At 66.0% G+C, this 23,885-nt stretch carries 24 protein-coding genes; 11 read left to right on the top strand and 13 right to left on the bottom strand.

All coding sequences use genetic code 11. The features are described 5' to 3' along the window. Positions 1-7: 7 nt before the first annotated feature. Genes ACPXCG_RS15280 through ACPXCG_RS15265 form a run of 4 tightly spaced genes read right to left on the bottom strand, consistent with a single transcriptional unit; the run spans position 8 to position 5,297 of the window. A complete protein-coding gene (locus ACPXCG_RS15280; protein WP_425792786.1) occupies positions 8-1,606 on the bottom strand; it encodes an acyl-CoA carboxylase subunit beta in 1,599 nt (532 codons plus the stop codon). Then, positions 1,603-2,763 (bottom strand): acyl-CoA dehydrogenase family protein, encoded by a 1,161-nt coding sequence (locus tag ACPXCG_RS15275; protein WP_425792785.1) that lies wholly within the window; start codon positions 2,761-2,763, stop codon positions 1,603-1,605. The genes ACPXCG_RS15280 and ACPXCG_RS15275 overlap by 4 nt, the downstream gene beginning before the upstream one ends. Next, positions 2,760-4,490: an acyclic terpene utilization AtuA family protein gene (locus tag ACPXCG_RS15270; RefSeq protein WP_425792784.1), complete on the bottom strand. Its 1,731-nt coding sequence runs from the start codon at positions 4,488-4,490 to the stop codon at positions 2,760-2,762. The genes ACPXCG_RS15275 and ACPXCG_RS15270 overlap by 4 nt, the downstream gene beginning before the upstream one ends. 3 nt (positions 4,491-4,493) lie before the next feature. Continuing rightward, positions 4,494-5,297, bottom strand: coding sequence for a TIGR03084 family metal-binding protein (locus tag ACPXCG_RS15265; RefSeq protein ID WP_425792783.1), 804 nt, complete (start codon positions 5,295-5,297; stop codon positions 4,494-4,496). 37 nt (positions 5,298-5,334) lie between these two features. On the opposite strand from ACPXCG_RS15265, the gene ACPXCG_RS15260 reads away from it, so the two are divergent. Next, entirely contained in the window at positions 5,335-5,640 is a 306-nt protein-coding gene (locus ACPXCG_RS15260) for a hypothetical protein (protein WP_425792782.1), read from the top strand. Here the strand turns inward: ACPXCG_RS15260 and ACPXCG_RS15255 are convergent. Next, entirely contained in the window at positions 5,631-6,530 is a 900-nt protein-coding gene (locus ACPXCG_RS15255; protein WP_425792781.1) for a hotdog domain-containing protein, read from the bottom strand. The genes ACPXCG_RS15260 and ACPXCG_RS15255 overlap by 10 nt on opposite strands. Positions 6,531-6,796: 266 nt before the next feature. Between ACPXCG_RS15255 and ACPXCG_RS15250 the strand changes: the two genes are divergently transcribed. The 4 genes from ACPXCG_RS15250 (at position 6,797) to ACPXCG_RS15235 (ending at position 11,039) form a co-directional block, all read left to right on the top strand. Beyond that, positions 6,797-7,270, top strand: a complete 474-nt coding sequence (locus ACPXCG_RS15250) for a hypothetical protein (RefSeq protein WP_425792780.1) — start codon at positions 6,797-6,799, stop codon at positions 7,268-7,270. A gap of 80 nt (positions 7,271-7,350) precedes the next feature. Beyond that, a complete protein-coding gene (fadD1, locus tag ACPXCG_RS15245) occupies positions 7,351-8,946 on the top strand; it encodes a fatty-acid--CoA ligase FadD1 (RefSeq protein ID WP_425792779.1) in 1,596 nt (531 codons plus the stop codon). 6 nt (positions 8,947-8,952) lie between these two features. Beyond that, entirely contained in the window at positions 8,953-10,023 is a 1,071-nt protein-coding gene (locus tag ACPXCG_RS15240) for a phosphotransferase (protein ID WP_425792778.1), read from the top strand. Next, the gene (locus ACPXCG_RS15235; protein WP_425792777.1) at positions 10,020-11,039 is read left to right on the top strand and encodes an NAD-dependent epimerase/dehydratase family protein; all 1,020 of its coding nucleotides are present in this window, start codon (positions 10,020-10,022) and stop codon (positions 11,037-11,039) included. The genes ACPXCG_RS15240 and ACPXCG_RS15235 overlap by 4 nt, the downstream gene beginning before the upstream one ends. Before the next feature lie 191 nt (positions 11,040-11,230). On the opposite strand, the gene ACPXCG_RS15230 is transcribed toward ACPXCG_RS15235, so the two are convergent. Genes ACPXCG_RS15230 through ACPXCG_RS15195 form a run of 8 tightly spaced genes read right to left on the bottom strand, consistent with a single transcriptional unit; the run spans position 11,231 to position 18,136 of the window. Further along, positions 11,231-12,136, bottom strand: coding sequence for an SDR family NAD(P)-dependent oxidoreductase (locus ACPXCG_RS15230; protein WP_425792776.1), 906 nt, complete (start codon positions 12,134-12,136; stop codon positions 11,231-11,233). Next, entirely contained in the window at positions 12,136-13,404 is a 1,269-nt protein-coding gene (locus tag ACPXCG_RS15225; RefSeq protein ID WP_425792775.1) for a hypothetical protein, read from the bottom strand. The genes ACPXCG_RS15230 and ACPXCG_RS15225 overlap by 1 nt, the downstream gene beginning before the upstream one ends. Before the next feature lie 8 nt (positions 13,405-13,412). Then, on the bottom strand, positions 13,413-13,958 hold the full coding sequence (locus ACPXCG_RS15220; protein ID WP_425792774.1) for a nuclear transport factor 2 family protein: 546 nt from the start codon (positions 13,956-13,958) through the stop codon (positions 13,413-13,415). Positions 13,959-13,969: 11 nt separating this feature from the next. After that, the gene (locus ACPXCG_RS15215) at positions 13,970-14,167 is read right to left on the bottom strand and encodes a ferredoxin (RefSeq protein ID WP_425792773.1); all 198 of its coding nucleotides are present in this window, start codon (positions 14,165-14,167) and stop codon (positions 13,970-13,972) included. Positions 14,168-14,173: 6 nt separating this feature from the next. Beyond that, entirely contained in the window at positions 14,174-15,517 is a 1,344-nt protein-coding gene (locus ACPXCG_RS15210; protein ID WP_425792772.1) for a cytochrome P450, read from the bottom strand. Next, the gene (locus tag ACPXCG_RS15205; RefSeq protein WP_425792771.1) at positions 15,514-16,314 is read right to left on the bottom strand and encodes an SDR family oxidoreductase; all 801 of its coding nucleotides are present in this window, start codon (positions 16,312-16,314) and stop codon (positions 15,514-15,516) included. Before ACPXCG_RS15205 ends, ACPXCG_RS15210 begins: the two co-directional genes overlap by 4 nt. Continuing rightward, the gene (locus ACPXCG_RS15200; protein ID WP_425792770.1) at positions 16,314-17,555 is read right to left on the bottom strand and encodes a cytochrome P450; all 1,242 of its coding nucleotides are present in this window, start codon (positions 17,553-17,555) and stop codon (positions 16,314-16,316) included. The genes ACPXCG_RS15205 and ACPXCG_RS15200 overlap by 1 nt, the downstream gene beginning before the upstream one ends. Beyond that, a complete protein-coding gene (locus ACPXCG_RS15195; RefSeq protein ID WP_425792769.1) occupies positions 17,555-18,136 on the bottom strand; it encodes a TetR/AcrR family transcriptional regulator in 582 nt (193 codons plus the stop codon). The genes ACPXCG_RS15200 and ACPXCG_RS15195 overlap by 1 nt, the downstream gene beginning before the upstream one ends. Before the next feature lie 64 nt (positions 18,137-18,200). Here ACPXCG_RS15195 and ACPXCG_RS15190 point away from each other — a divergent pair, with 64 nt between their 5' ends. The 6 genes from ACPXCG_RS15190 to ACPXCG_RS15165 all read left to right on the top strand — a co-directional run bounded on the left by ACPXCG_RS15190 (position 18,201) and on the right by ACPXCG_RS15165 (position 23,855). After that, the gene (locus ACPXCG_RS15190; RefSeq protein ID WP_425792768.1) at positions 18,201-19,667 is read left to right on the top strand and encodes an aldehyde dehydrogenase; all 1,467 of its coding nucleotides are present in this window, start codon (positions 18,201-18,203) and stop codon (positions 19,665-19,667) included. Between the two features lie 131 nt (positions 19,668-19,798). Beyond that, entirely contained in the window at positions 19,799-20,548 is a 750-nt protein-coding gene (locus ACPXCG_RS15185) for an SDR family oxidoreductase (protein WP_425792767.1), read from the top strand. Continuing rightward, complete coding sequence (locus tag ACPXCG_RS15180) at positions 20,545-21,432, top strand: NAD(P)-dependent oxidoreductase (RefSeq protein WP_425792766.1); 888 nt, start codon at positions 20,545-20,547, stop codon at positions 21,430-21,432. Before ACPXCG_RS15185 ends, ACPXCG_RS15180 begins: the two co-directional genes overlap by 4 nt. After that, positions 21,429-21,812 (top strand): carboxymuconolactone decarboxylase family protein, encoded by a 384-nt coding sequence (locus ACPXCG_RS15175; RefSeq protein ID WP_425792765.1) that lies wholly within the window; start codon positions 21,429-21,431, stop codon positions 21,810-21,812. The genes ACPXCG_RS15180 and ACPXCG_RS15175 overlap by 4 nt, the downstream gene beginning before the upstream one ends. Beyond that, on the top strand, positions 21,809-23,170 hold the full coding sequence (locus ACPXCG_RS15170; protein WP_425792764.1) for an alpha/beta hydrolase domain-containing protein: 1,362 nt from the start codon (positions 21,809-21,811) through the stop codon (positions 23,168-23,170). The genes ACPXCG_RS15175 and ACPXCG_RS15170 overlap by 4 nt, the downstream gene beginning before the upstream one ends. Before the next feature lie 31 nt (positions 23,171-23,201). Beyond that, the gene (locus ACPXCG_RS15165) at positions 23,202-23,855 is read left to right on the top strand and encodes a PaaI family thioesterase (RefSeq protein WP_425792763.1); all 654 of its coding nucleotides are present in this window, start codon (positions 23,202-23,204) and stop codon (positions 23,853-23,855) included. Positions 23,856-23,885: the final 30 nt, after the last annotated feature.

Genomic DNA, 23,885 nt, shown 5'->3' with positions numbered 1-23,885 from the left:
GTTCGCCTCACATCCGGAAGACGCCGAAGTTGGACGTGCCCTCGACCGGTCCACTGTCGATGGCCGAAAGGCACAGCCCCAGAATGGTCCTGGTGTCACGCGGGTCGATCACACCGTCGTCGTAGAGCATGCCGGACAGGAACGCCGGAACCGACTCGGCCTCGATCTGCGCCTCGATCATCTGCTTCATCGCCGCATCCGTTGATTCGTCGACCGTTCCTCCGCGCGCCTCGGTGGCGGCCCGGGACACGATGGAGATGACGCCCGCGAGTTGGGCCGCACCCATCACCGCCGACTTCGCGCTTGGCCAGGCGAACAGGAATCGTGGGTCGTAGGCGCGTCCGCACATGCCGTAGTGCCCGGCACCGTAGCTCGCTCCCATCAGCACCGAGATGTGCGGCACGGTGGAGTTGGACACGGCGTTGATCATCATCGAGCCGTGCTTGATGATGCCGTTCTGCTCGTATTCCTTGCCGACCATGTATCCGGTGGTGTTGTGCAGGAACAACAGTGGCGTGTTACTGCGGTTGGCCAGCTGGATGAACTGGGTCGCCTTCTGCGACTCCTGGCTGAACAACACGCCCTGGGCGTTGGCCAGGATGCCGATCGGGTAGCCGTGGATGCGGGCCCAACCGGTACACAGGGAACTGCCGTAGTCGGGTTTGAACTCGTCGAAGTCGCTGTCGTCGACGACGCGGGCGATGACGTCGCGGGGGTTGAACGGGATCTTCAGATCCGAGGGGACGATGCCCAGCAGTTGCTCGGTGTCGTAGCGCGGTTCGATCACCTCGGCCACCGGGCCGGGTCCCTGCTTGCGCCAGTTCAACCGGTACACGATGCGCCGGCCGAGCCGGATGGCGTCCTGCTCGTCGACGGCGAAGTAGTCGGCCAGACCCGACTGCCGGGCGTGCATCTGGGCGCCGCCGAGGGACTCGTCGTCGCTGTCCTCGCCGGTCGCCATCTTCACCAGCGGCGGTCCACCGAGGAAGACCTTCGACGCGTTCTCGATCATCACGACGTGATCGCTCATACCCGGGACGTAGGCGCCGCCGGCGGTGGAGTTGCCGAAGACCAGGGCGATGGTCGGTATCCCCGCGGCAGACAGCCTCGTGAGGTCGCGGAACATGCGGCCGCCGGGGACGAACACTTCCTTCTGAGTGGGCAGGTCGGCCCCGCCGGACTCGACCAGCGAGATCATCGGCAGGCGGTTCTGCATCGCGATGTCGTTGCAGCGGAGTATCTTCCGCAAGGTCCACGGATTGGATGTGCCGCCTTTCACGGTCGGATCGTTGGCCACGATCATGCATTCGACACCTTCGACCACGCCGATGCCGGTGACCGCTGACGCCCCGACCTGGAAGTCCGAACCGTACGCCGCCAGCGGGCACAGCTCGAGGAAGGCCGAGTCCTCGTCGATCAGTATCTCGATGCGCTCGCGGGCGGTCAGCTTGCCGCGCTCACGATGCCGGGCGACGTACTTCTCGCCGCCGCCGGCGAGTGCCTTGTCGAACTCGGTTTGGATCTCGACGAGCTTGTCGGTCATCGACGTGCCGGCCGCCCGAAAGTCCTCGCCGGCCGGGTCGAGGGTGGATCGGATGGTCGTCATCGCTGATACCCCAATCGTTTTGCCGCGAGACCCGCCAGGATCTCGGTGGTGCCGCCGCCGATACCGATGATGCGCATGTCGCGATACTGACGCTCCACCTCGGTACCGGTCATGTAGCCCATCCCGCCGAACAGCTGAACCGCCTTGTTCGCCACCCACTCACCGGCCTCGACGGCGGTGTTCTTGGCGAAGCACACCTCGGCGATCAGATCGTCGTCGGAGGTCACCTTCCGTTCCACGACGACGCGGGTGTATGTGCGTGCGATGTCGATGCGACGGGCCATCTCGGTGACGGCCTCCTGCACCGATTGGCGTGCGATCAACGGCTTTCCGAATGTCTCCCGGTCACGGACCCAGTCCAGGGTGAGGTCGAGGCACCGTTGGGCGCTCGCGTACGCCTGCACCGCCAGACCCGACCGCTCGGTCACGAACGCAGTCGCGATCAGGGCGAAACCCGAGTTCTCCACGCCCACCAGATTGCTGACCGGCACCCGTGCATCGACGAATGACAGCTCGGCGGTGTCCGAACTCCGCCAACCCATCTTGTCCAGTTTGCGGGTGACGGTGAATCCGGGTGTGTCCTTCTCGATCACGAGCAGCGAGACGCCCGATGCGCCCGGGCCGCCGGTGCGGACGGCGGTCACGACGAAGTCGGCACGCACGGCGGAGGTTATGTAGGTCTTGGCGCCGTTGACGATGAAATGGTCGCCCTCGCGGACCGCGGAGGTGGTCAGGTGTCCGACGTCGCTGCCCCCGCCCGGCTCCGTGATCGCGAGGCTGCCGATCTTCTCACCGGCCAGAGTGGGCCGCACCCATCGATCGATCTGATCCGGGTCACCGGCCCCGATGAGATGCGGCAACGCGATGCCGTGGGTGAACAACGAGGCGAACACCCCGCCGGCGGCTCCCGCGTAGTGGAACTCCTCGCCCAGGATGGAGCCGTCGATGAGGTCACCACCGGACCCACCGACCTCCTCGGGGATTCCCAGACCGAACAGCCCGAGCTTCGCCGCCTCGCGATGCAGGTCGCGCGGGATCAATCCGTCGCGCTCCCACTCGTCCTGGTACGGCAGCACGTGACGCTCCACGAATGCCCTGACAGTGGCACGCAGTTCGAGGCGTTCGGGGGTGTCCCACACCGGACTGGTGATCGTCACTTGCTCTCCTTGCTGTTCGTGAAGGCGATCGGGATGGGCACCGGACGCGAGCGCAACCACTCGCCCATGCCCTTGGCCTGCGGATCGAATCGGACGTTCTCGGCGACCCCGCGGCCGAGGACACCGTCGATCACGAAGTTGACCGCGTTGAGATTCGGTAGTCGATGACGTCGCACCGGGAGATCAGCGATCTCGGGCAGGAGTTTTCGGAGCAGGTCGACGTCGAGGGTGCTGTCGAGCCAGGAGAAATGGCCCGGGTCGCGCACCCACACCCCGATGTTCGCGCTACCGCCCTTGTCGCCGCTGCGTGCGCCGGCGATGGTGCCCAGCGGCAGCGACGCCGTCGGGCCCCAGTCCGCGGAGGTCTCCACCGGTGAGTCGCCGGCGTCCTCGGACATCTCGGTGCGCACGGGGCTCGGCGGGATACGTTCGACCACACCGGTTTGCAGGGCCACGCGGTGGTCGACGGCCGCCGCGTCCACGTAGCCAGGCTCGAACACGCCGTATGGGTTGCCGTGTCCGGGAGGTGCGGTGGCCGCGAAACCGGGATAGCTCGCGAGCGCGAGTTCGATGGCGGTCGACGAGAAGGCGCGGCCGACCTTCTTCGCGTCGGGATCACGCACCACGCAGCGGAGCAGCGCGCTCGCCTGTTCCTCCGTCTCGGCATCCGGACGGTCGAGGCGCGAGAGTTCCCAGGCGATCTCGGCGGGCACGGTCGGCAGCGCCGCCGTGAACTGATCCTTGAACAACTCGGCCTTCGCCTCGATGTCGAGCCCGGTGAGGATGAGGGTGATCTCGTTGCGCACTCCGGCAAGGCTGTTCAGCGACACCTTGGTGGTCGCCGGGGGCGCCTCGCCGCGTACCCCGCTGATCGACACGCGATCGTCGCCGGCCTGCCCGAGTTCGATGGTGTCGAGCCGCGTGGTGACATCGGGCCCCAGGTACCGCGGTCCGCCGACCTCGTAGAGCAACTGCGCGGTGACCGTCCCGACCGTGACCGCGCCGCCGGTACCGGGGTGCTTGGTGATCACCGACGATCCGTCGCCGGCGACCTCCGCGATCGGGAAGCCCAGGTGACCCATCCGGGGCAACTCACCGAAGAACGAGTAATTGCCGCCGGTCGCCTGGGCTCCGCACTCGATGACGTGCCCCGCCACCACCGCGCCGGCGAGGGCGTCCAGATCGTGGTATTCCCAGCCGAATTCACTGGCTGCCGGGCCGACCGTGAGCGACGCGTCGGTGACCCGGCCGGTCACCACGATCTCGGCGCCGGCATCGAGCGCGGTCTTGATCCCGAACGCCCCGAGATAGGCGTTGGCGGTCAGCGGGTCGCCGAGCTCGAGTTCGGCGGTGCGGTCGAGGAGATCGTCGCCGTCGACAAAAGCGATGTCGGCGCTGATCCCCAGCTTCTCGGCGAGTTCGCGCAGCGCCACCGCGAGCCCGTGCGGATTGAGACCACCGGCATTGGTGACGATGCGAACCCCCTTGTCCATCGCGAGGCCGAGACAGTCCTCCATCTGACGCAGGAATGTCTTGGCATAGCCCGATCTCGGGTCCTTCATGCGGTCCCGGCCGAGGATCAGCATGGTCAGCTCGGCCAGGTAGTCGCCCGTCACAAAGTCGAGCTCGCCGCCCTCGAGCATCTCTCGCATTGCGGAGAATCGGTCGCCGTAGAAGCCGGACGCGTTGCCGATCCGGACGATCCTGCCTTCATGCGTGTCGGCCATGACTCAGTGGACCTCTCGTTCAGAAGCGGACGACGGCCTTCCCGCTCCGGGTGGACCGGCAAAGGCCTGGGCGATGCCGGCCCAGCGCCTCGCGTCGGAACCGATGATCTCCAGATCGAGATCCACCAACGCACGTCGCTGGGTCACCAACTGGCAGAAGTCGATTGCCGGGCCCCGCACGACGTCGGTGGCATCGTCGGGTCCCCAGGTCCACACCTCTCCCGACGGCGAGGTGATCTCGTATCGGAACTGCGCCGCCGGTGGCGTCAGACCGTTGACCGCGTAGGCGAAATCCCTGGTACGCACACCGATGTGGACGACACCCCGGATCCGATCGGTGGCCACCATCGTCACGCCGAGTGCATCCGCGACGTCGAGGCCGTGCGCCCAGGTCTCCATCAATCGCGCGGTCGCCATCGACGCCGCCGACATCGGCGGGCCGAACCACGGGATCTTCACACCGTCGGGGACGGCGCGCAGCGCGTCGGTGAGGTTCGCACGAGCAGTCCGCCACGCATCGAGAATCTGCGCGGGCGACGCCATCGCCCCCTTCTCGGCCGCCGCGTCGACAAAACCCATCGGGTTGTCGGCCGCCTCGTCGAGGACCGCGCCGAAGGCGTCCGGGTCAGCTGCGGCCATCGCCGCCACCCGGTCGGTCCACGACAGGTGCGCGATCTGATGCGCCACCGACCACTTGGCGGCAGGCGTCGGCAGCGCCCATCCGGAATCGTCCAGAGCCGCCACCAGGGTGTCGAGCTCCGCCGATTGCGCCGTCAGATCTGCTACAAGCCCCTCCACCATCGACATGCGATCAGGGTCACACAGCCGGTCAGAAAAATCAATCATGCATGATTGTTTTTTCGCCGACAGCAACCCCAATCTCGCCGACAGCAACGTCAATCCCGGCGACAGCAACCTGCAACTCGTCGACAGCAACCCGCACCGTCGACAAAGCCCCCGGATTCGTCGCGCATATGGGCGCACACGGACGCGAGCGGCCGGCGGCGTGACGATCGTGGTTGCCGTCGGCGGGATCTGGGTTGCTGTCGGCGAGATTGGGGTTGCCGTCGGCGAGTTCTCGGTTGCCGTCGGCGAGATTGACGTTGCTGTCGGCGGGATCTGGGTTGCTGTCGGCGGCCGTCAGCGGTAGTGCACGTCGGCGGCACAGCGACTGAGCAGCATCCCGTCGTGCGCATGCATCGTGGCATCGAACGACGCGACCCGACGACCGATCTTCACCGGCGTCACCTCGACGACGACGTCGGAGCCCTGCACAGCGGGCGACCGGAGAAAACTGATCGCCAGATCCGCGAGTTGATAGTCACGCCCGGCCGTCGCGTTCGCCTGGCCGGCAAACGAGCACCCCTGCGCGACCGCGGCGGCGATGACGCCTCCGTGCATCGTGCCGAACACGTTGCCCATCCACGGTTCGGTGCCCACGGTGAAACGCACACCGGTACCGAGCGGGTGGTCGACGGTCTCGACCCGACCGTTGAGCAGATCTGTCAGGTGACCCGCGGTACGGGTACCGGCGGCGATCTGCTCGACGATCACGCGGCCGTCGAGATCCGGCTCGATGGCGGGTGGCATCGACAGCCCTGACGTACCGACACCGCCGGTCGGAGCCTCGACGCCACGATCCCCGGTGGGATTGCGGTCGAAGGTCCGACCCACTCCGACATTGCGAGCCGTACCGGAACAGCAGATGCGGCCGCTCGACGTCACGATGTCGACCCGAGTGGTCCCGAAGGCCTCGTCGCGCATGAGGAGTTCGGCATTCGCCGTCAGCCGGTCGCCCACGTCGACGGTCCCCTGCATCGAGACGGCGAGACGGGCCTGTACGCAGGGCGACCCATCGGGTTCGGAGGCGAAGTACGGCAGGCCACCGAGATGATCGAACAGCACGGCGAGCGCCGGGAGATCGATCCGCCCACGGTGGTCCACGAGGTTCGCACTCACCAGTTGCTCGGCGCGCACCGTCGTCGGACCGGTCGTCGTGACATTTCCGATGCCGAACGCCATGACGGGATCACGCGGCACGATTCGAGTGGATGAGGCACTGTCGACAACCATGTCTACGGTCCTATCAGCACAGGCATCCGGCCGACGAACCGAGCAGACGCCCCGGGGGTGCATATGAGACACCATTCACAATCGGCATCCTCACCAGCACCTCCCGCCCCTCGGGCAACCCCTTGAACCAGTCTCGGATCCATAACAGAACCTGCGCACACCTGTACGCCCTGACCCCGCTCCGACACCCTGACAGACACGGAACGTGCTCGATCGGACTGGAGGGACCTCTGATGACGGGACGTCGGACAACGATTCGGGCCACGGCCTGCGCAGCCGCAGCCGCCGGCTTGGCGATCAGCGTGATCGCGGGCGGTGGAGCAGCGAATGCGGCACCACCGAAGATGCTGCGGGTCGACCAGGTACCGAATGTGGGCGTCACCGTCGACCGCAACGGGCTTTCCGGTGGATTCGCCGCCAACCTCGCGGCCACCGCCACGAGTGCCGACACCACCCGACTGCGGATCTTGCCGGTGGGCGACGCGTGCGCACGCAACCTCGGCCAGACGCGGGTCGCCATCACCTGGCGGAACGAACGCACCAACCACACCGACGACGTCGTCTTCGGCACGTGCACCTCGGGCAAACCGTCGCCCGGGGCCGAGATCCGCGCGGGTCACGGCCGCATCTCCTTCACCACCACCATCATCGGCAAGGCCGACCGGGCGTTCACCGTGACACCCGGCGTCGGGTGGTTCATCCGCTGAACACAGCACTCACCGGACCACGAGTAGACATTATTCAGAATCTGTTCACAAGAAACGAGAACACGTTCTAGAGTGGCGTCATGGCCGAGACCGTGACCCAGCTCCTGCAGGAGCGCGCAGACGACGACAACCTGGCGATCACCTACGAGGGCACGCAGTGGTCCTGGCGCGAGTACATCGCCGACGCACGGCGCGCTGCCTCGGCCGTACTCGGCCTCGCCGATCGATCGCGTCCGATGCATGTGGGTGTTCTGCTGGGCAACACGCCGGACATGCTCATCGCGCTTGCGGCGGGAGCCCTCGGCGGATATGTGACGGTGGGCGTGAACAACACCCGGCGCGGCGACGGACTCGCTGCCGACATCCTGCGGGCCGACTGCCAGATCCTGATCGCCGACGCCGAGCATCGTCCACTGCTCGACGGTCTGGATCTTCCCGGCGTGCACATCCTCGACACGTCGACGCCCGCCTGGAACACGGCGACCGCCACCGCAGGCGATTTGATCCCGCACTGCGTACCGACGGCCGCGGACACCTTCATGCTGATCTTCACCTCGGGCACGAGTGGCAACCCGAAGCCGGTTCGGTTCGCGCACATGATGATCCCGTTCGCCGGGCCGGTCCTCGCGGACAAATACAGCATCGGGCCCGGCGACGTCTGCTATCTGTCGATGCCACTGTTCCACTCGGCCGCACTGATGGGCGGCTACTGCGTGGCGCTGTGCGGCGGTGCCGCCATCGCCCCGGCGAAGTTCTCCGCTTCCACGTTCCTGCACGACATCCGGCGCTACCACGCGACCTACATGAACTACGTCGGCAAACCCCTCGCCTACATCCTGGCCACCGAGGAAAAGGACGACGACGCCGACAATCCGCTGCGGGTGGCCTTCGGCAACGAAGCCACCGACCGCGACATCAACGACTTCTCCCGCCGATTCGGCTGCACGGTCTGGGACGGCTTCGGCTCGACCGAACTGGCCATCATCATCACGCGTGAACCCGGCACCCCGGAGGGATCGATCGGCCGGGGATTTCCCAATGTCGCGGTGTACAACTCGGACACGCTCACCGAATGCCCGCGGGTCGAGTTCGACGAGAACGGCGCACTGGCCAATGCCGACGACGCGATCGGCGAGCTGGTGAACGTCGATGGCGCAGGCATGTTCATGGGTTACTACAACGACGATGAATCGACCGGTGAGCGCCTGCGGCACGGCATGTACTGGTCGGGCGATCTCGCGTACAAGGACGCCGACGACTGGATCTATCTGGCCGGGCGCACCGGCGACTGGATGCGAGTGGACGGCGAGAACCTGGCCGCGGGACCGATCGAACGTATCCTGCTCCGTCTTCCGGAGGTCAACCGCGTCGCGGTCTATGCGGTCCCCGACGAACATGTCGGCGACGCGGTGATGGCCGCCGTGGTCCTCCAGGACGACGCGGAACTCACTCCCGGGCGGTTCGCCGAACAGCTTGCCGCACAGGCAGACCTGTCCCCCAAGGCGTGGCCGCGCTATGTCCGGATCGCCGGCGACCTGCCGACGACGGCGACCAACAAGATCCTCAAGCGGGAACTGAAGAAGGACGGCCCCAGCGCAGGTGACGGCACGCTGTGGGTGCGCGAGGGACGATCGCGGGACTACGTGATCGTCGGTGCCTCCACCGCGGCGGTCTGAGGACCGATGACGCTCTCACACGCCGGGGACACCGGGGCCATCCCCACCGATGTCGACGGACTGACCGCGTCGTGGCTGTCAGACCTGCTGCGCTCGACCGGGCGGGACGCCGAGATCATCTCGGTCGAATCCGAGCCGGTCGGCTCCGGCCAGATGGCCGGCTCGTACCGGCTGACGCCGACTTGGGCCGTCCCCGGTGACCTGCCGAGGACGATGGTCGCTAAACTCGCGACAGGTGAACGCGCGCAACGCGAGTTCGCGGCAGGCGTCTTCCGCAACGAGGTACTTTTCTACCAGCGACTGGCGCCCACTCTCACCGCGCCCATCCCGCGTTGCCATGCGGCGGTGATCTCCGACGACCACACCGAGTTCGTGCTGCTGCTCGAGGATATGGCGCCTTCCGTCCAGGGCGATCAGATCGCCGGTTGCACGCCCGAGCAGGCGCACGCGGTGGCCCTCGCCGCGGCAGGCCTGCACGCGCCCCGGTGGTGCGATCAGACCCTCGCCGACCTGCCGGGGCTGGCGTTACCCACGCACGAAGACCGACTCCTGATGGATTCGGTTCTCGCCCCGATGGCCGACGTGTTCCGTTCCCGTTTTGATCTGTCCGGTCGCGAGGCGGCCGCCATCGACTGGCTGGTCGCCACTGCCGGGGACTGGCTGGAACGTGATCCTCGATGCTTCTCCCTGATCCACGGCGATCTCCGCATCGACAACATCCTGTTCGGGCCCGAGGGGTCGGTCACGATTGTCGACTGGCAGACCATCACACTTGGCAATCCCCTGCGTGACATAGCGTTCTTGCTTGCCACCAGCCTGACCGTCGATGATCGTCGCGCTCACGAACGGGAGATCGTGGCCGCCTACCATGCTGCGCTGCTCGCGCACGGTGTGACCGACTACTCCCTCGACGACTGTTGGTCCGATTACGTCGACTCGCTGATCCAGGCGCCCATGATCATCGTCTTCGGGTGTGGTGCGGCGATGCCCACCGAGCGCGGTGACCGTATGTTCACGATCATGCTCGAGCGTGCCGCGACCGCCATCGACGACTTGAATCCCGGTGCGCTCTCGTGAAACTGGTGATCGGCGCCAGCGGATTCCTCGGATCTCACGTGGTACGCCGTCTCGTGGAGTCCGGTGAGCAGGTCCGCGTGTTCGTCCGCGAGACCAGCGACACGCAGGGCATCGACGATCTCGTCGTCGAGCGTGTCGTCGGGGACCTGTTCGACGAGGCGACGGTATCCGCCGCCCTCGATGGCTGCGACGACGTCTACTACTGCGTGGTCGACACGCGGGCCTGGCTGATCGATCCGGAACCACTCTTCCGCACGAATGTCGAGGCGCTGCGAGCTGTGCTAGATGTGGCAGTGCATGCCGACCTGCACGCCTTCGTGTTCACCAGCACGCTCGCGACAATCGGCCGTGTCACGGGCCGCTCGGCCACCGAGGCCGACGAATTCAACTGGGCGGACACAGCATCGGATTATGTCCGGTCTCGTGTCGCGGCCGAGGACTTGGTCCTCGAGTACGCCCGGACGAAGGGGCTGCCCGCCGTCGCCATGTGCGTCTCCAACACCTATGGCGCAGGCGATTGGCAGCCGACACCACACGGGGCCTTTGTGGCGGGCGCCGCCCTGGGCAAGATGCCTTTCACGGTGCGGGGCATCCGCGCGGAGTCTGTCGGCATCGACGATGCCGCCGACGCACTGGTGCTGGCGGCCGAACGGGGCCGGCCGGGCGAACGGTACATCGTGTCGGAGCGCTTCATCGACCTCGGCGAGATCATCGCCGTCGCCGCACGCACCGCGGAACGCAGGCCGCCTCGCCTCGTCCTCCACCGATTGTCGCTCTATGCGTGCGGTGCGGTCGGTTCCCTCCTCGCCAAGGTCACCGGCCGGCCGCGGCAACTGACGATCACCTCGGTGCGGTTGATGCACTACATGTCCCCGATGGAACACGGCAAGGCCGAGCGCGAACTCGGCTGGCGCCCGAGCCCGGTCACCGAGGCAGTCGCGGAGGGGGCCCGGTTCTGGACCGTCCGGGCGGCGCGACGTCGGGCCGACCGCGCGGGCGCCGGAGATCAGCGCTGACGCCCCCGCAGATCGGGCGCACTTCCCTGACGATCGGGCGCGGAATCACGTCGACTGGACGCACTCTCCGGCCGTTGCGCCCGCTCGGAAAGATCCGGTAGCCGCGCGGCGAGGTTCTCTGCCCGCTCGACGAGATTCTGTACCCGCTCGACGAGATTCTGTGCCCGCTCGGCGGGATTCGGACGACGTCCTCACGCCAGCAGGTCGGCCAGCTCCGCCAAGGTGTAGGGCGCACTGTCGTGATGATCGCGGTATGCGATGAACGCCGCCTGCTGTGGTTCGTATCGTCCGATGAAACCGCCTGCAGCCGTGAATATCTGCCCGGTGATGTCCTTGGCGGCGTCACTGGCCAGGAAGACGTACAGTGCGGCCACGTATTCGGGTGGCGCGGGCTCCAGCGCGGCATCCTTGGTGAGGTCATCGAGAATGCCGCGCCGGTGCAGACTCTCGATGTGTGCGACGTAATCGTCCCCGCTCGACAGTCGGGATTTGGCCCCCGGCATCACCACATTCACCCGAACACCATGGTCGGCGAGGTCCGCACCGCCGGCGAGCGCCAGTGCGTTGACACCCCCCTTTGCGGCCGGATATCCACTCCCACCGAAGATCCCGAGCGACGCAGCCGAGCCGGTCAGCACGATCGATCCGGTCTGTTGTCGGGAAAAGACCCGTCCAGCGGCCTGCATCAAATGAAACGCACTCATCAGGTGCGCATCGACCTGCTCGCGGAACTCCGAATCGGTGATGGTGAGGATGGTCGAGCCCGCAGGTTCGGCAATACCCGCGCAGTTGACCGCGATGTCGAGTGCGCCGTACTCGGCGAGCGCGGTGTCCACCATCTGCTGGGCCACGCCGGGGTCGCCCGCCGAGCCGACGACGCCGACCGCATACCCACCGCCGCCACGGATCTCGGTGACGGTCTCCTCGACCACCATCCGATCCCGGCCGTTCACCACCACCGACACGCCACGGCCGGACAGCGCGTAGGACACCGCGAGACCGATGCCCCGGGTGGCCCCGGCGACCACGGCCACCCGCCCGGACAGACTCAGGTCCGGGGGGTGATCCGAGGACGACGATGTCCGGCCGTCATCCATCAAACGCCGCTACCCACCGGTGTGATCGGGAGCGAGCGACCCCGGTCGGTGAACTCGAAGGAGGCACCCGAGCTGAATCGTGCGATGGCGACCTCGCCGGATTCCTTGTGGGTCTCGCTTCCCCGGGTCATCACGAACTCGATCGCCTCGTCCGTCTCGTCGCTCGAACCGACTGTCCAGTGGGCATCCATCGCCGTGCCGATGGCCTGCAACGGCTCATGGTGTGCCCTCTCCAACAGGGTGACCCACCCTCCGTCGGTCACGGCGTCGGAGCTGTGGGGTACGCGGACCACCACATCCTCGCCCCGGACCTCGGCGGTCACACCGGTGTACTGCCTGGGTCCGAGAACCGGATGCAGGTTGATCACCGCGGCCAACCCCTCGGCGTCCGATGCGAGGCCGAGTGCCGCACGCAGCCGATCCGCCGACAACCCGGCGATCCCGATCAACTGCTTGCGGAAGATCTCCCGCGCCTGCTCCTCACTCTCGGCGTGCCTGCGCACCGACAGCAGAAAGCCGAGCGAGAGCAATTGATGTTGCAGCGCAATCTCTTCGGCGATACGTGCGAGCGCCGATCGTGACCATTCCCGGAACTGGAGGTCGGCGACGAGCGAGCCGCGGTAGTCGGTCAGTCCGTCGTCGGCCGACGAGTCGATCGGGGTGAGAGTCAACTGACCGGCCCGGGTGGTGAACATCTGCCCGGCGTCGGCCGGCAGCGGCAGTTCCTCCCGGTCCGGCTCGATCGTCACCGTCCACTCGCAGTGCGGCATCCGGTCGACAGGCCGGCGCGGCGGGCGGTGGATCGGCCGGATGCGCGCGCGGCGGTTCGTCGCGATCGCAGTCGCGTCGAACGTCGGGTCCTCGATGTCGTGGCACATCGTCGTCACGTAGTCGTCGCCCATCGGCTCGACGTCCATCAATGCGCCGCAATGTTGCAGGAAGAAGGACCCGTGATACTTGTCGGTCACCTCATAACGGAAGTCCATGAACTGCGGCGGAGCTCCGATGTCGAGTTGGAGACACTTGAACATGTCCTCCACTCCGTCACCATCGATCCCGAGAGCGGCCCGCATGCGGTGGGTGTACACCGGACTGGCCGCCATCCACTCCTCGATGGCCACCTGTCCCATCACTTCCCGACCGAAGGCGCTGATGAGGTGTGCCATCCCGCTGCGGTCGATCAACTGTCCGGAGAGCAGTAGTTCGGGCACCAGGGTGGCCAACTGATCCTGACTCAGGCCTTGATAGGCCGGGGCTGAGTGAGTCATCGATCAGATCACCAGAACTCGACGGGGGCTCTGCCGAACGGGTACCACCCGGGCAGGTCGCCCGGCGCCGACTTCTCGATCCGCTTGAGCATGCCGTCACTCATCGCGTTGTTCTTGAGAAGTTCGACGAACAGGGCCGACACGTTGCCGAAGTCGAAGAAGTCACGCTGCCAGGAGAACTGGAAGTTGCCGGCGTACTTGAACCAGCTGCCCTGGATGCCCTCCAACGCGTAATTGGTGCCATCCTCACGTTTGCGGTCGTAGACCTGCTTCCACAGTCCGATCATGTCACCGGTCTTCTCGTCGATGACCCACGCCTGGTAGGGGTACTCCCACCCCTCGAGGCCCTCCATCTCCTGTCCGAGGGCGAGGTCACGGATCTCGTCGCGACCGACTGCCATGAAATCTTTCTCGGGACCGTAATTCCACCCGTAGGTCGCGTCTTCGGTGTAGAACTCGGCCAGCGGCTTCCAGTCACCCGCCTTCTCGGCGACGACGTTCGCGTCCAGCCACCGCTGTTTCATCTCTTCCAGTTCGGCACGATCAAAAGACATGTCACTCCACTTCACTCGTCGTCTTCGACAATTTTCAGAGCTTGGGTCGGGCAGTACATCACCGCGGCCTCGACCTCGGCGCGGCGATTCTCGTCGGGTTCCTTGTCGAGGATCTCGACATGATCGCGGTGCGCCTCAAAGACGTCGGGCGCCTCCATCTCGCACATTCCGTGTCCCTGGCACAAGTCCAGGTCAACCTCGACACGCACTGTCGATCACCGCTTCCGATACTTCACACGGCACGGCTGCTGGAGCTGCACGACCATCTTGGAGTGATCGTTACGATAGGACTCCGACGGCTGCAGCATCTCGAACTCGTAATTCTGGAACAGCACCGAGAAGATCGCCTTGAGCTGCATGATGGCGAATTGCGCTCCCACACAACGATGCCGACCTGCTCCGAAGGGAATCCAGGTCCACCGATTGACGATGTCTTCCTGCCGCGGCTTGTCGTAGCGGTCGGGATCGAAGGTGTCCGGTTCCGGAAAGTCCTCCGGCAGTCGGTTCGAGATCGCGGGCGACACGGCGATCGACTGGCCGGCCTTGATCTCGAAGTCCTCGACGTGGAAATCCTTCTGCACCACCCGCATCAGAACGATCAACGGCGGGTGCAGCCGCAGCGCCTCCTTGAGAGCATTCTCCAGCTGAGGCATCTGCCTGGTATGGGCGAACGTGTACTCGGGACGCTCCCCGGCCGGGGTTTCTCCATAGATCTCATCGAGTTCGCCGTACACCCGAGCCATGTATTCGGGATTGCGCAACAACTCGATCAACGTCCAGGCCGCGGTGCCCGAGGTGGTGTGGTGACCCGCGAACATCATCGAGATGAACATGCCGGTGATGGTGTTCGCATCGAAGCCGACCTGGACCAAGACGTCCATCAGATCGCGATCTTCTTTGTTCTCCGTCGGATTCGCGATGCGGTCGTTCATCACGCCCTGGATGAACTCGACCAGCTCTGCGCGAGCCTCGTCGCGCTTGCGGAAGCTCTCGATGTCGGCCTTGTAGTCGACGTATGCGATCGGATCGGTACCCTTTTCCAGATCATGGAACAGATGCGCGATGTGTCCGTTCAGACTTTCCCGGAACTTCCTGCCGATCAGGCAGGCCGACGAGGTGTACAGCGTCAGCTCGGCAAAGAACTCGAGCAGGTCGATCTCGCCTTCGTCACCCCATTGCGCGATGATGCGCTCGACCTCGTTGGGGATGGTCACCGCGTGCTGTTTCATGTGCGGGCCCTTGAGCGCCGCATTGTGGATGGCCTTGGAACGCTCCTCCGGGTCGGTGTCGAAGACGACGCCCTCACCGAAGACCGGGGTCATGAACGGGTATGCGGCGGCCTGGTCGAGATCCTCCTCCGGCGCCCGGAAGAACTCCTCGTTGGCGGCGGCACCGGAGACCAGGACCACCTCACGATCGGCGAGCTGGAACATCCCGACGTCGCCGCACTCCTCGCGGATCCGCCAGAACAACGAGATGGGGTCGCTGGCCAGCTCGTCGAGATGTCCGTGTTCGCCTTCTCCACGGGAGACGCGCTTCGGTTGGGTCAGAGCAGTCATCGCTGTTCTCCTTCAGGCTTCTTGTCACGTGTGAGGGCGCCCTCGGCCTCCACCTCGACCACGCGCATGTGCGCGCCGCGCGGCATGGTGACGATCGCCGACACGGCCTGGGCGATGTGCCCGGGCTCCAGGAAGTTGCCGTGCCGGGCGAGTCCGTGCCGGATCCAGTCGTTCAGCATCAGTTCGGTGGTCTTCTGATCGAGATCCATGCCCATGCCGGTCAGCACCTGGCCGGGCCGGATCACGCTGGCACGCACGCCGGTTCCCTCCAACTCGAGTTGCGCAGTGGCGACCAGCCCGTCGATGCCGGCTTTGGCAGCCACGTACGCCGAGGACCACGGCCGCGGGTGAAGGACGACGTCGGAGCCGATGAACACGTAGTCGCCGCGTCGCCGCTCGATCATGCCCGGCACGACGGCACGGTAGAGACGATGGGCTCCGACGAGGTGGATGTCGATCTGTGAGGCGAAGTCTTCGGGGCTCACCTCATATGACAGCCCCACGGCGAGGTCGCCGGCGCCGCTCACGACGATCTCCAGATCACCCAGCGCGGCTTGCGCTTTCGCGACGCACTCGGTGACAGAAGCCTCGTCGGTGATGTCCAGCGGGACCGCAACCGCCTCCCCGCCGGCTGCGATGATCTTGTCGGTCAGTTCCTGCAGTTTCTCCACCCGTCGCGCGGCAAGCGCCACCGGATAGCCTGCGGCGGCGAGGACCTCGGCAGTCGCGGCACCAATGCCCGATGATGCGCCGGCCACCAGCACGGGGCGACGATCGGGATGAGGGATGAACGCCATCAGCGCACCTTCACTTTCACGGGGAGTTCCGCGAATCCGCGCACGTTCACCGAATGGACGCGGACCGCGTTGTCGATGTCGATGTCGACACTGCGGATGGAACGGGCAACCTCACCCAGGCCGATGTTGGACTCCAGTCGGGCCAGGTGTGCGCCGAGGCAGAAATGTGTACCCAGCCCGAAACTCAACAGCGCCTGGCTGCAATCCCGGCCGATCTGGTACTCGGCGGCATCGGCGCCGAAGACGTCCACGTCCCGGTTGCCCGAGCCGACCAGCAGCAGGACCCGCTCCCCCGCGGGGATCGTCAGGCCACCGTACTCGACATCGGAGAGTACGCGACGCAGCACCATCTGAGTGGAGTTGTCGTAGCGCAGTGTCTCTTCGGTCCAGTCTGCGACTGCATCGGGATCGGCCAGCGGCTTCGCGAGCTCGTCAGGGTTGCGCCAACCCCAATACAGCGCATTGGCAAGGAGTTTGGTGGTCGTCTCGTTACCGGCGACGACCATCAGGACCATGAACCCGACGATCTCGTCTTCGGTCAGGCGGATCTTCTCGCCGGTCGCGTCGTCGTCGACCTCCGCCTCGACCAGGGCCGACACCAGGTCGTCCCCGAGGTTCTTGCGGCGATCGGCGATCAGCTCCGAATAGTACTTGTGCAGCTCGATGTAGGCGTAGATCGCCGCTTCCGGGATGTCGAGAACACCCTCTTCCCGATGCAGCAGCAGATCCGACTGATGCCGGAGATGCGCGCGATCGGCCTCCGGCACACCGAGTAGTTCGGACACCACGTCCATCGGCAGCAGACCCGCGAAGTCGGCGATGTAATCGAACTCGCCCATGTCGAGGCACTTGCTCCAGTGCTGGTGGGTCAGCGCCGTGATCCGTCCGGACAGGTCGCCGACCCGGCGAGGGGTGAAGCCCTTGGAGACCAGCTTGCGGATCCGCATGTGCTTCGGATCGTCCATGGCCAGGAACGACATCGACTTGTGCGCATCCGGACCATACGAGGACGGATCCATGGACACGCCCCAGCTGTTGGACAGCTTCACACTGTCCCGGAATCCGGCGCGGACATCCTCGTGGCGGGCCAGCGCCCAGAAGTCCATCGCCGCATTGTGATAGACCGGCGCCTCGCGGCGAAGCCGGTCGTATGTCGGGTATGGATCCTCGTGGAAGTCATACGCATACGGGTCGAACGGGACGAGATGCTCCATCCCCGTTCCCGTGGCGGTTTCGGTCATCACTTCTCCATCAGTAGATGTGCGGCTGCGACAAGACGTTCGGAGGTCTGCTCGTACGTCATGTGGCCCATTCCCGCGTGCACCAGACCGCCGGCGTAGATCATCTCCAGTGCATCGAGGAGGGGGCCCGGGTTCTCCGGCTCCACCTCCAGAGCCTCGGCGAGACGTCGGCGGATGAACCCGCCGATCCGCAGCCGGAGGTGTTCCACGTCGGGATCGGTGCCCAGGAGAGCCATCGTGACCGCGCCACCGAGCTGCCCCTCCCCCGCGACCACCATCGACACCTCGCGAAGCACCTCCGCCACCCGCTCGGCGGGTGCCACCGACAGGTCGGGCTCACCGACCCCGGCGCTGAGCCGACGCCAGAAGACCTCGGCTACCAGGTGACTCTTCGACGAGAAGTAGGTGTAGGCGGTCGCGGGTGCGACACCCGCCAACTTGGCCACGGTTCGGACTGTGAGTCCGTCGAATCCCTCGTCGTTCAGCACCTCGACCGCGGCATCCGTCAATCTCGTGACGGTCTCGGCCTGCTGCTGGGTCAATCTTCGGCGAGTGGATTCCTGGGATACAGGACTGGACATGTGAGCGAGGCTACACTAGGTTTGAACTTGAGTCCAGACACCTGTCCAGATGGAGTTCCAGCCAATGTCCTTACGTCCTGCATCGTCGTCGGAACTGCTGATCGACGGCAAGCTCACCCCCGGTGGGGGCGGCACCTTCGATGTCGTGAACCCGGCCACCGAGGAGATCCTCGGCCAGGCCGCCGACGCCACCGCGGCCGACATGGACGCGGCCATCGCCGCCGCCCGCGTCGCCTTTGACACCACCGAATGGTCGCGCGACCACACATTGCGGGCCCGCTGCCTCCGCCAATTACGCGACGCGCTCCTGGCCCACGGCGACGAGCTGCGCGACCTGACGGTGGCCGAGGTCGGTTGCCCCGTGTTCCTCACCAGCGGACCGCAATTCGAGGGACCGGTCACCGATCTCGGCTACTTCGCCGACTTGGCCGAGAGTTATCAGTGGACCACCGACCTCGGCCAGGCCAAGCCGATGGGCATCAAGAACGTCCGGGAGATCCGCAAGGAGGCAGCCGGTGTGGTCGGCGCGATCACGCCGTGGAACTTCCCGCACCAGATCAACTTCGCCAAGATCGGGCCGGCGTTGGCCGCAGGCTGCACCGTGGTGCTCAAGCCCGCGCCCGACACCCCGTGGTGCGCCGCCCTGGTGGGCAAGGTCATCGCCGAGGAGACCGACTTCCCACCGGGCGTGATCAACATCGTCACCTCCACCGATCACGCGCTGGGCGCGCAGCTGTCCACCGATCCGCGTGTGGATCTGGTGTCCTTCACCGGGTCCACCGCAACCGGCAAGAAGGTGATGGCCGGCGCTGCCGAAACCCTGAAGAAAGTGTTCCTGGAACTCGGAGGCAAGTCGGCGTTCATCGTCCTCGACGACGCCGACCTCGCTTCCGCCTGCTCGATGGCCGCATTCAACGTGGTCACCCACGCCGGACAGGGCTGCGCCATCACCACCCGTCTCCTCGTCCCGCGGGAGAAGCTCGACGAGGCGATCACCGCGACCCGCGACTCGCTGGCCGGACTCGGGGCCGGTGATCCGAGCGACGCCGGAACCATCTGTGGCCCTTTGATCTCCGCCACCCAGCGCAATCGTGTCGAGTCCTACATCGAACTCGCGAAGACCGAGGGCGGCACCGTCGAGATCGGCGGCGGCCGGCCGGCCGACAAGGCCAAGGGCTACTTCGTCGAGCCGACCTTGATCTCCGGCCTCGACAACTCCGCCCGCGCCGCGCAGGAGGAGATCTTCGGTCCGGTGCTCGTCATCCTCCCGCACGACGGCGACGACGACGCCATCAGCATCGCCAACGACTCGCCGTACGGGTTGTCCGGTGCCGTCTGGGGTACGGATACGGCACGGATCGACAAGGTGGTCAATGGCGTTCGGACCGGCACGATGGGGATCAACGGGGGCATCTGGTACTCCGCCGACGTCCCGTTCGGCGGGTACAAGCAATCCGGCATCGGCCGGGAGATGGGCGTCGCGGGCTTCGAGGAATATCTCGAGTGCAAGGCGGTCGCGACGCCGGCCTGAGTGATCTCGATTTCGACAAGCTCAATCGGGCGGATCGGCGGTCAGCCCAACCGCTGGTCGAGTAGCTCCGAGCCGCTAGGCGATGAGTGTATCGAGACCACACCACCCTTCAACAAACAGAAAGCAGGACAATGAGTTCCGAGGACCGTAACCAACGCTTCGCAGGCAAGACCATCATCGTGACCGGAGCCGCCGGAGGTATCGGTGAGGCCTACGCCCGCGCACTGGCCGGCGAAGGCGCCAACGTCGTGGTCGCCGACCTCAACGACGAGCAGGGCAAGCAGGTCGCAGCCGACATCGGCGGCCTCTATGTGAACACCGACGTCGCCGACGAGCAGTCGGCGCAGGCGCTGGCAACCGCCACGGTCGACGCGTACGGCACCATCGACGGCCTGGTCAACAACGCTGCCATCTACGGCGGCATGAAGCTCGACTTCCTGATCACGGTGCCGTGGGACTACTACAAGAAGTTCATGAGCGTGAACCTCGACGGCGCACTCAACGTCACCCGCGCGGTCTACCCGCACATGAAGGACGGTGGCGCCATCGTCAACCAGTCCTCAACGGCCGCCTGGCTGTACAGCGGCTTCTACGGCCTCGCGAAGGTCGGCGTGAACGGCCTCACCCAGCAGTTGGCCACCGAACTCGGCGGCCAGAACATCCGTGTGAACGCCATCGCGCCGGGTCCGATCGACACCGAGGCGACGCGTTCCACCACGCCGAAGGAAATGGTGGCCGACATCGTCAACCGGCTGCCGCTCAAGCGCTTCGGCACCCCCGAGGACCTGGTCGGCATGTGTCTGTTCCTGTTGTCCGAGGAGGCCGGTTGGGTCACCGGGCAGATCTTCAATGTCGACGGCGGACAGGTCATCCGCTCATGACACAGTCGGGTACCGCGCCCGCGCGCCTCGGCTATGTCGGCCTCGGCAACATCGGCGGGCCGATGGCCGGTCGCCTGGCCAAGTGGGAGGGTGGCCTGACCGCCTTCGACCTCTCCGAGGAAGCACTCGGGAAGGTCGTCGACCAGGGCGCCACGGCCGCCACCTCACTGGGCGACCTGGCGGCGAAATCCGACATCATCGGCATCTGCGTCCTCGACGACACCCAGGTACGCACCGTGGTCGCCGGCGACGGCGGCCTGCTCAGCGCCGCCAGACCGGGAACCATCATCACCGTCCACTCGACGATCGGCCCCCAGACCGCCGTCGATCTGGCCGCGGAGTGCGCGGAACACGGTGTGACCCTGCTGGATGCGCCGATCTCGGGCGGGGCCGCGGGCGCCGACCAAGGCCGCCTGGCCATCATGGTCGGTGGTGACCGCGCCTCATACGAACAGCTGAAGGAACCGTTCGGTCTCGTCGCGGGCATGCTCGTCCACGCCGGCGACGACGTCGGGGCCGGCACCAAGATGAAGCTGGCCCGCAATCTCCTGCACTTCATCTCGTTCACCGCCGCCGCGGAGGCCTCGAAGCTCGCCGAGGCGGCCGGGATCAGCATCACCAAACTGGGCAAGGTGGTTCGGCACACGGATGCGATCACCGGTGGTGCCGGGTCGATCATCCTGCGCGACACCACCGACGAGATCGCACCCGACGATTTCTGGTATGACATCTTGACACCGGTACGCACACTCGGCGAGAAGGACCTGTCGCTCGCACTCGAACTCGGACGAGAACTCGGCGTCGATCTGCCGCTCGGCGACATCGCACTCCGCGACTTCGCCATCGGGTTGGGCGTGCCGCATCGAGAAGGAGAGGACTCATGACGTCAGCTGACGAGACCACCAGCCCGCAACGCCAGAAGGGCTTGGACAAGATGTCCGAGGTCTACGGCTGGGAGATGTCCGACGGACCCGGAGACTTCTTCGCGCACACCGCGGACCAGGTGTTCGGTGAGGTCTGGACGCGGGAGGGTCTCTCGGTCCGCGACCGCCGCCTGATCCTGCTCGGCGCCCTCGCCCAGGCGGGTCAGATCGACGTGGCGGAGATCCAGGCGGGTGCAGCGCTGGCCAACGGTGAACTGACGGCCGAACAACTGGAGGAGATCAGCCTCTTCCTGTGCTATTACGTCGGTTGGCCGTTGGGCACCAAGATGCATTTCATGTTCGGCAACGTCATCGGGAAACACCAGAAGAAGCAGAAGTGACCTCGGGAGTCGACTTCACGGAGCTGACCGGGGGCGGCGGCTGCTCGATCATGAGCGCCACCCCCGGTCCCGACCTGGAGGCCAACGGTTTCCGGGAAAACGAGTACGCCGCATCCGGTGTCGCAACCCGCTACGCCAACGCGGGCCCCGGTTCGGTGGCCCCCCTCGGCGAGGACAAGTACGCGACTCGCGTTCTGGTGCGCAGGCCGCGTCTCGATGCCGACTTCAACGGCACCGTCGTCGTCGAGTGGCTGAACGTCAGCAGCGGATCAGACGCGGCACCCGAATACACCTACCTGGCCGAGGAACTCGTCCGAGGCGGATACGCGTGGGTCGGCGTCTCGGCTCAGTACACCGGCGTGATGGGCGGGCCGGGCTCCGTGGGCGGTCTCGGTGAAGGCGCATCGGGCACGCTGGCCGCCAAGGACCCGGAACGCTATGCCGGCCTTTATCATCCGGGAGATGCCTACTGTTACGACCTGTTCGGGGCCGTCGGGCGGTCACTGCTGTCAACGTCCGCTTCGGGCGGCTCGCATCCGCTACGCGGACTGTCCGTCCGGCGACTGCTCGCCGCCGGCGAATCGCAGTCGGCAATGGCGTTGACGACCTACGCGAATCTGTTCGCCGCCGAGCACGAGGTGTTCGACGGGCTGCTGATCCACAGCCGCGCGGCCGCCGGCCTGGATCTGGGAGAGCCTGGCACCGCCATCGATGTCGATGCGGTGTTCGCTCAGGAGCCGGTGACGATCCGGAGCGATCTGCCCATCCCGGTCTTCATCGTCCAAACCGAGACCGACGTGCTGACGAATTTCCGCTTCTACCGCGCACGCCAGCCCGACACCGATCGGCTGCGTGTCTGGGAGATCGCGGGCACCTCACACGCCGACCTCCATCAGATCGGGCCGTATGAGCACATGCTCGGGTGTCCGACACCGGTCAACCGTGGGCAGCAACGATTCGTGCTGCGCGCCGCGTTGCGCCACCTGCGCGACTGGGCCGACGGCGGCCCGGTGCCCCCGATGGCGACCCCACTGGAGCTCGACGACAGCACGGACACAAATCAATTCGCCGTCGATGAGGCCGGGAACGTCCGCGGGGGCGTCCGCACCCCGTGTGTGGATGCGCCGACCGAGATCCTGAGCGGCATCGTCGGCGGCGACGTCCCTCGCATCTGCGTGCTGTTCGGTTCCACCACCCCGATCGCACCGGAAATCCTGGCCGCGCGATACGTCGGCCGCCACGACTACGAGCGGCATTACCGAGCGGCCACAACGTCAGCGATCGAAATGGGTTTCATCCTGGCGGCCGACCGCGACGAGGCTCTGGCCGACGCCCATCCCGACCGGATCCCCGACTGACCCACTCGATGGCGGCAGGAAACGAGACACCATGGAATTCACACTCGAAGACATCTCCACGCAGGAGTTCGAACGTCGTCGTGCGCTTTTCGGTCCCCTCGCCGACTCCGTTCGCGAACTGATCGACGCGGTGATCCGCACCGAGGTCGACGAGGACGTCATCCGTGACGCCCATGGTCAGATCGACTCGGCAGTGGAATCGTTGCGCACCAGGCAGATCGACGGCGCCTTCGGCGTTCGGCACACCGCCGACATGAAGGGCATGCCGTGGGGCAATGCGGTGATCGGCCTGCGGAACGCCGTGGCTCCACCCTTGCAGGTGACCCGGCACGAGAGCGGCCTGGTGTCCACCGATTTCACCCTCGGGGCCGCATATGAGGGGCCGCCGGGTTGCGTGCACGGCGGGATGTGCGCGATGGTCCTCGACCACGTCCTCGGCCAGGCCGGTAGCGCCGACGATGTTCCGTGCTACACCGGCACCCTCACGATGAGATATCTGCGCCCGACACCGCTCGGCCGGTTGCATGCGGAGGCCATCATCGTGGAACGCGACGGCCGCAAGAAGGTCGTGCGCGGGGCGATCTCCGACGCTGATGGCGAGACCGTTGCGGCTGAAGGTGTCTTTATCGTCCCGAAGGACTGGGCGGGCGTGATGCCCGAGGCCGCGGGCACGCCCGACCCGTGATTCGTGCGTCGGCCGCAGCACCTGACGACT

This window comes from Gordonia sp. DT218 (assembly GCF_049847105.1).
Lineage (GTDB): Bacteria > Actinomycetota > Actinomycetes > Mycobacteriales > Mycobacteriaceae > Gordonia.
The sequence above is the reverse complement of the archived record's forward strand: the minus strand, read 5'-3'. Positions and strand labels throughout refer to the sequence as shown.

Excerpts from the sequence above, each read along its gene's own strand:
- ACPXCG_RS15240 (WP_425792778.1), top strand. The coding sequence starts at position 8,953 with ATGACGCTCTCACACGCCGGGGACACCGGGGCCATCCCCACCGATGTC.
- ACPXCG_RS15210 (WP_425792772.1), bottom strand. The coding sequence starts at position 15,517 with ATGACTGCTCTGACCCAACCGAAGCGCGTCTCCCGTGGAGAAGGCGAA.
- ACPXCG_RS15225 (WP_425792775.1), bottom strand. The coding sequence starts at position 13,404 with ATGACTCACTCAGCCCCGGCCTATCAAGGCCTGAGTCAGGATCAGTTG.
- ACPXCG_RS15260 (WP_425792782.1), top strand. The coding sequence starts at position 5,335 with ATGCATGATTGTTTTTTCGCCGACAGCAACCCCAATCTCGCCGACAGC.
- ACPXCG_RS15175 (WP_425792765.1), top strand. The coding sequence starts at position 21,429 with ATGACGTCAGCTGACGAGACCACCAGCCCGCAACGCCAGAAGGGCTTG.
- ACPXCG_RS15250 (WP_425792780.1), top strand. The coding sequence starts at position 6,797 with ATGACGGGACGTCGGACAACGATTCGGGCCACGGCCTGCGCAGCCGCA.
- ACPXCG_RS15220 (WP_425792774.1), bottom strand. The coding sequence starts at position 13,958 with ATGTCTTTTGATCGTGCCGAACTGGAAGAGATGAAACAGCGGTGGCTG.
- ACPXCG_RS15185 (WP_425792767.1), top strand. The coding sequence starts at position 19,799 with ATGAGTTCCGAGGACCGTAACCAACGCTTCGCAGGCAAGACCATCATC.
- fadD1 (WP_425792779.1), top strand. The coding sequence starts at position 7,351 with ATGGCCGAGACCGTGACCCAGCTCCTGCAGGAGCGCGCAGACGACGAC.
- ACPXCG_RS15270 (WP_425792784.1), bottom strand. The coding sequence starts at position 4,490 with ATGGCCGACACGCATGAAGGCAGGATCGTCCGGATCGGCAACGCGTCC.
- ACPXCG_RS15195 (WP_425792769.1), bottom strand. The coding sequence starts at position 18,136 with ATGTCCAGTCCTGTATCCCAGGAATCCACTCGCCGAAGATTGACCCAG.
- ACPXCG_RS15265 (WP_425792783.1), bottom strand. The coding sequence starts at position 5,297 with ATGTCGATGGTGGAGGGGCTTGTAGCAGATCTGACGGCGCAATCGGCG.
- ACPXCG_RS15200 (WP_425792770.1), bottom strand. The coding sequence starts at position 17,555 with ATGACCGAAACCGCCACGGGAACGGGGATGGAGCATCTCGTCCCGTTC.
- ACPXCG_RS15180 (WP_425792766.1), top strand. The coding sequence starts at position 20,545 with ATGACACAGTCGGGTACCGCGCCCGCGCGCCTCGGCTATGTCGGCCTC.
- ACPXCG_RS15205 (WP_425792771.1), bottom strand. The coding sequence starts at position 16,314 with ATGGCGTTCATCCCTCATCCCGATCGTCGCCCCGTGCTGGTGGCCGGC.
- ACPXCG_RS15230 (WP_425792776.1), bottom strand. The coding sequence starts at position 12,136 with ATGGATGACGGCCGGACATCGTCGTCCTCGGATCACCCCCCGGACCTG.
- ACPXCG_RS15190 (WP_425792768.1), top strand. The coding sequence starts at position 18,201 with ATGTCCTTACGTCCTGCATCGTCGTCGGAACTGCTGATCGACGGCAAG.
- ACPXCG_RS15280 (WP_425792786.1), bottom strand. The coding sequence starts at position 1,606 with ATGACGACCATCCGATCCACCCTCGACCCGGCCGGCGAGGACTTTCGG.
- ACPXCG_RS15165 (WP_425792763.1), top strand. The coding sequence starts at position 23,202 with ATGGAATTCACACTCGAAGACATCTCCACGCAGGAGTTCGAACGTCGT.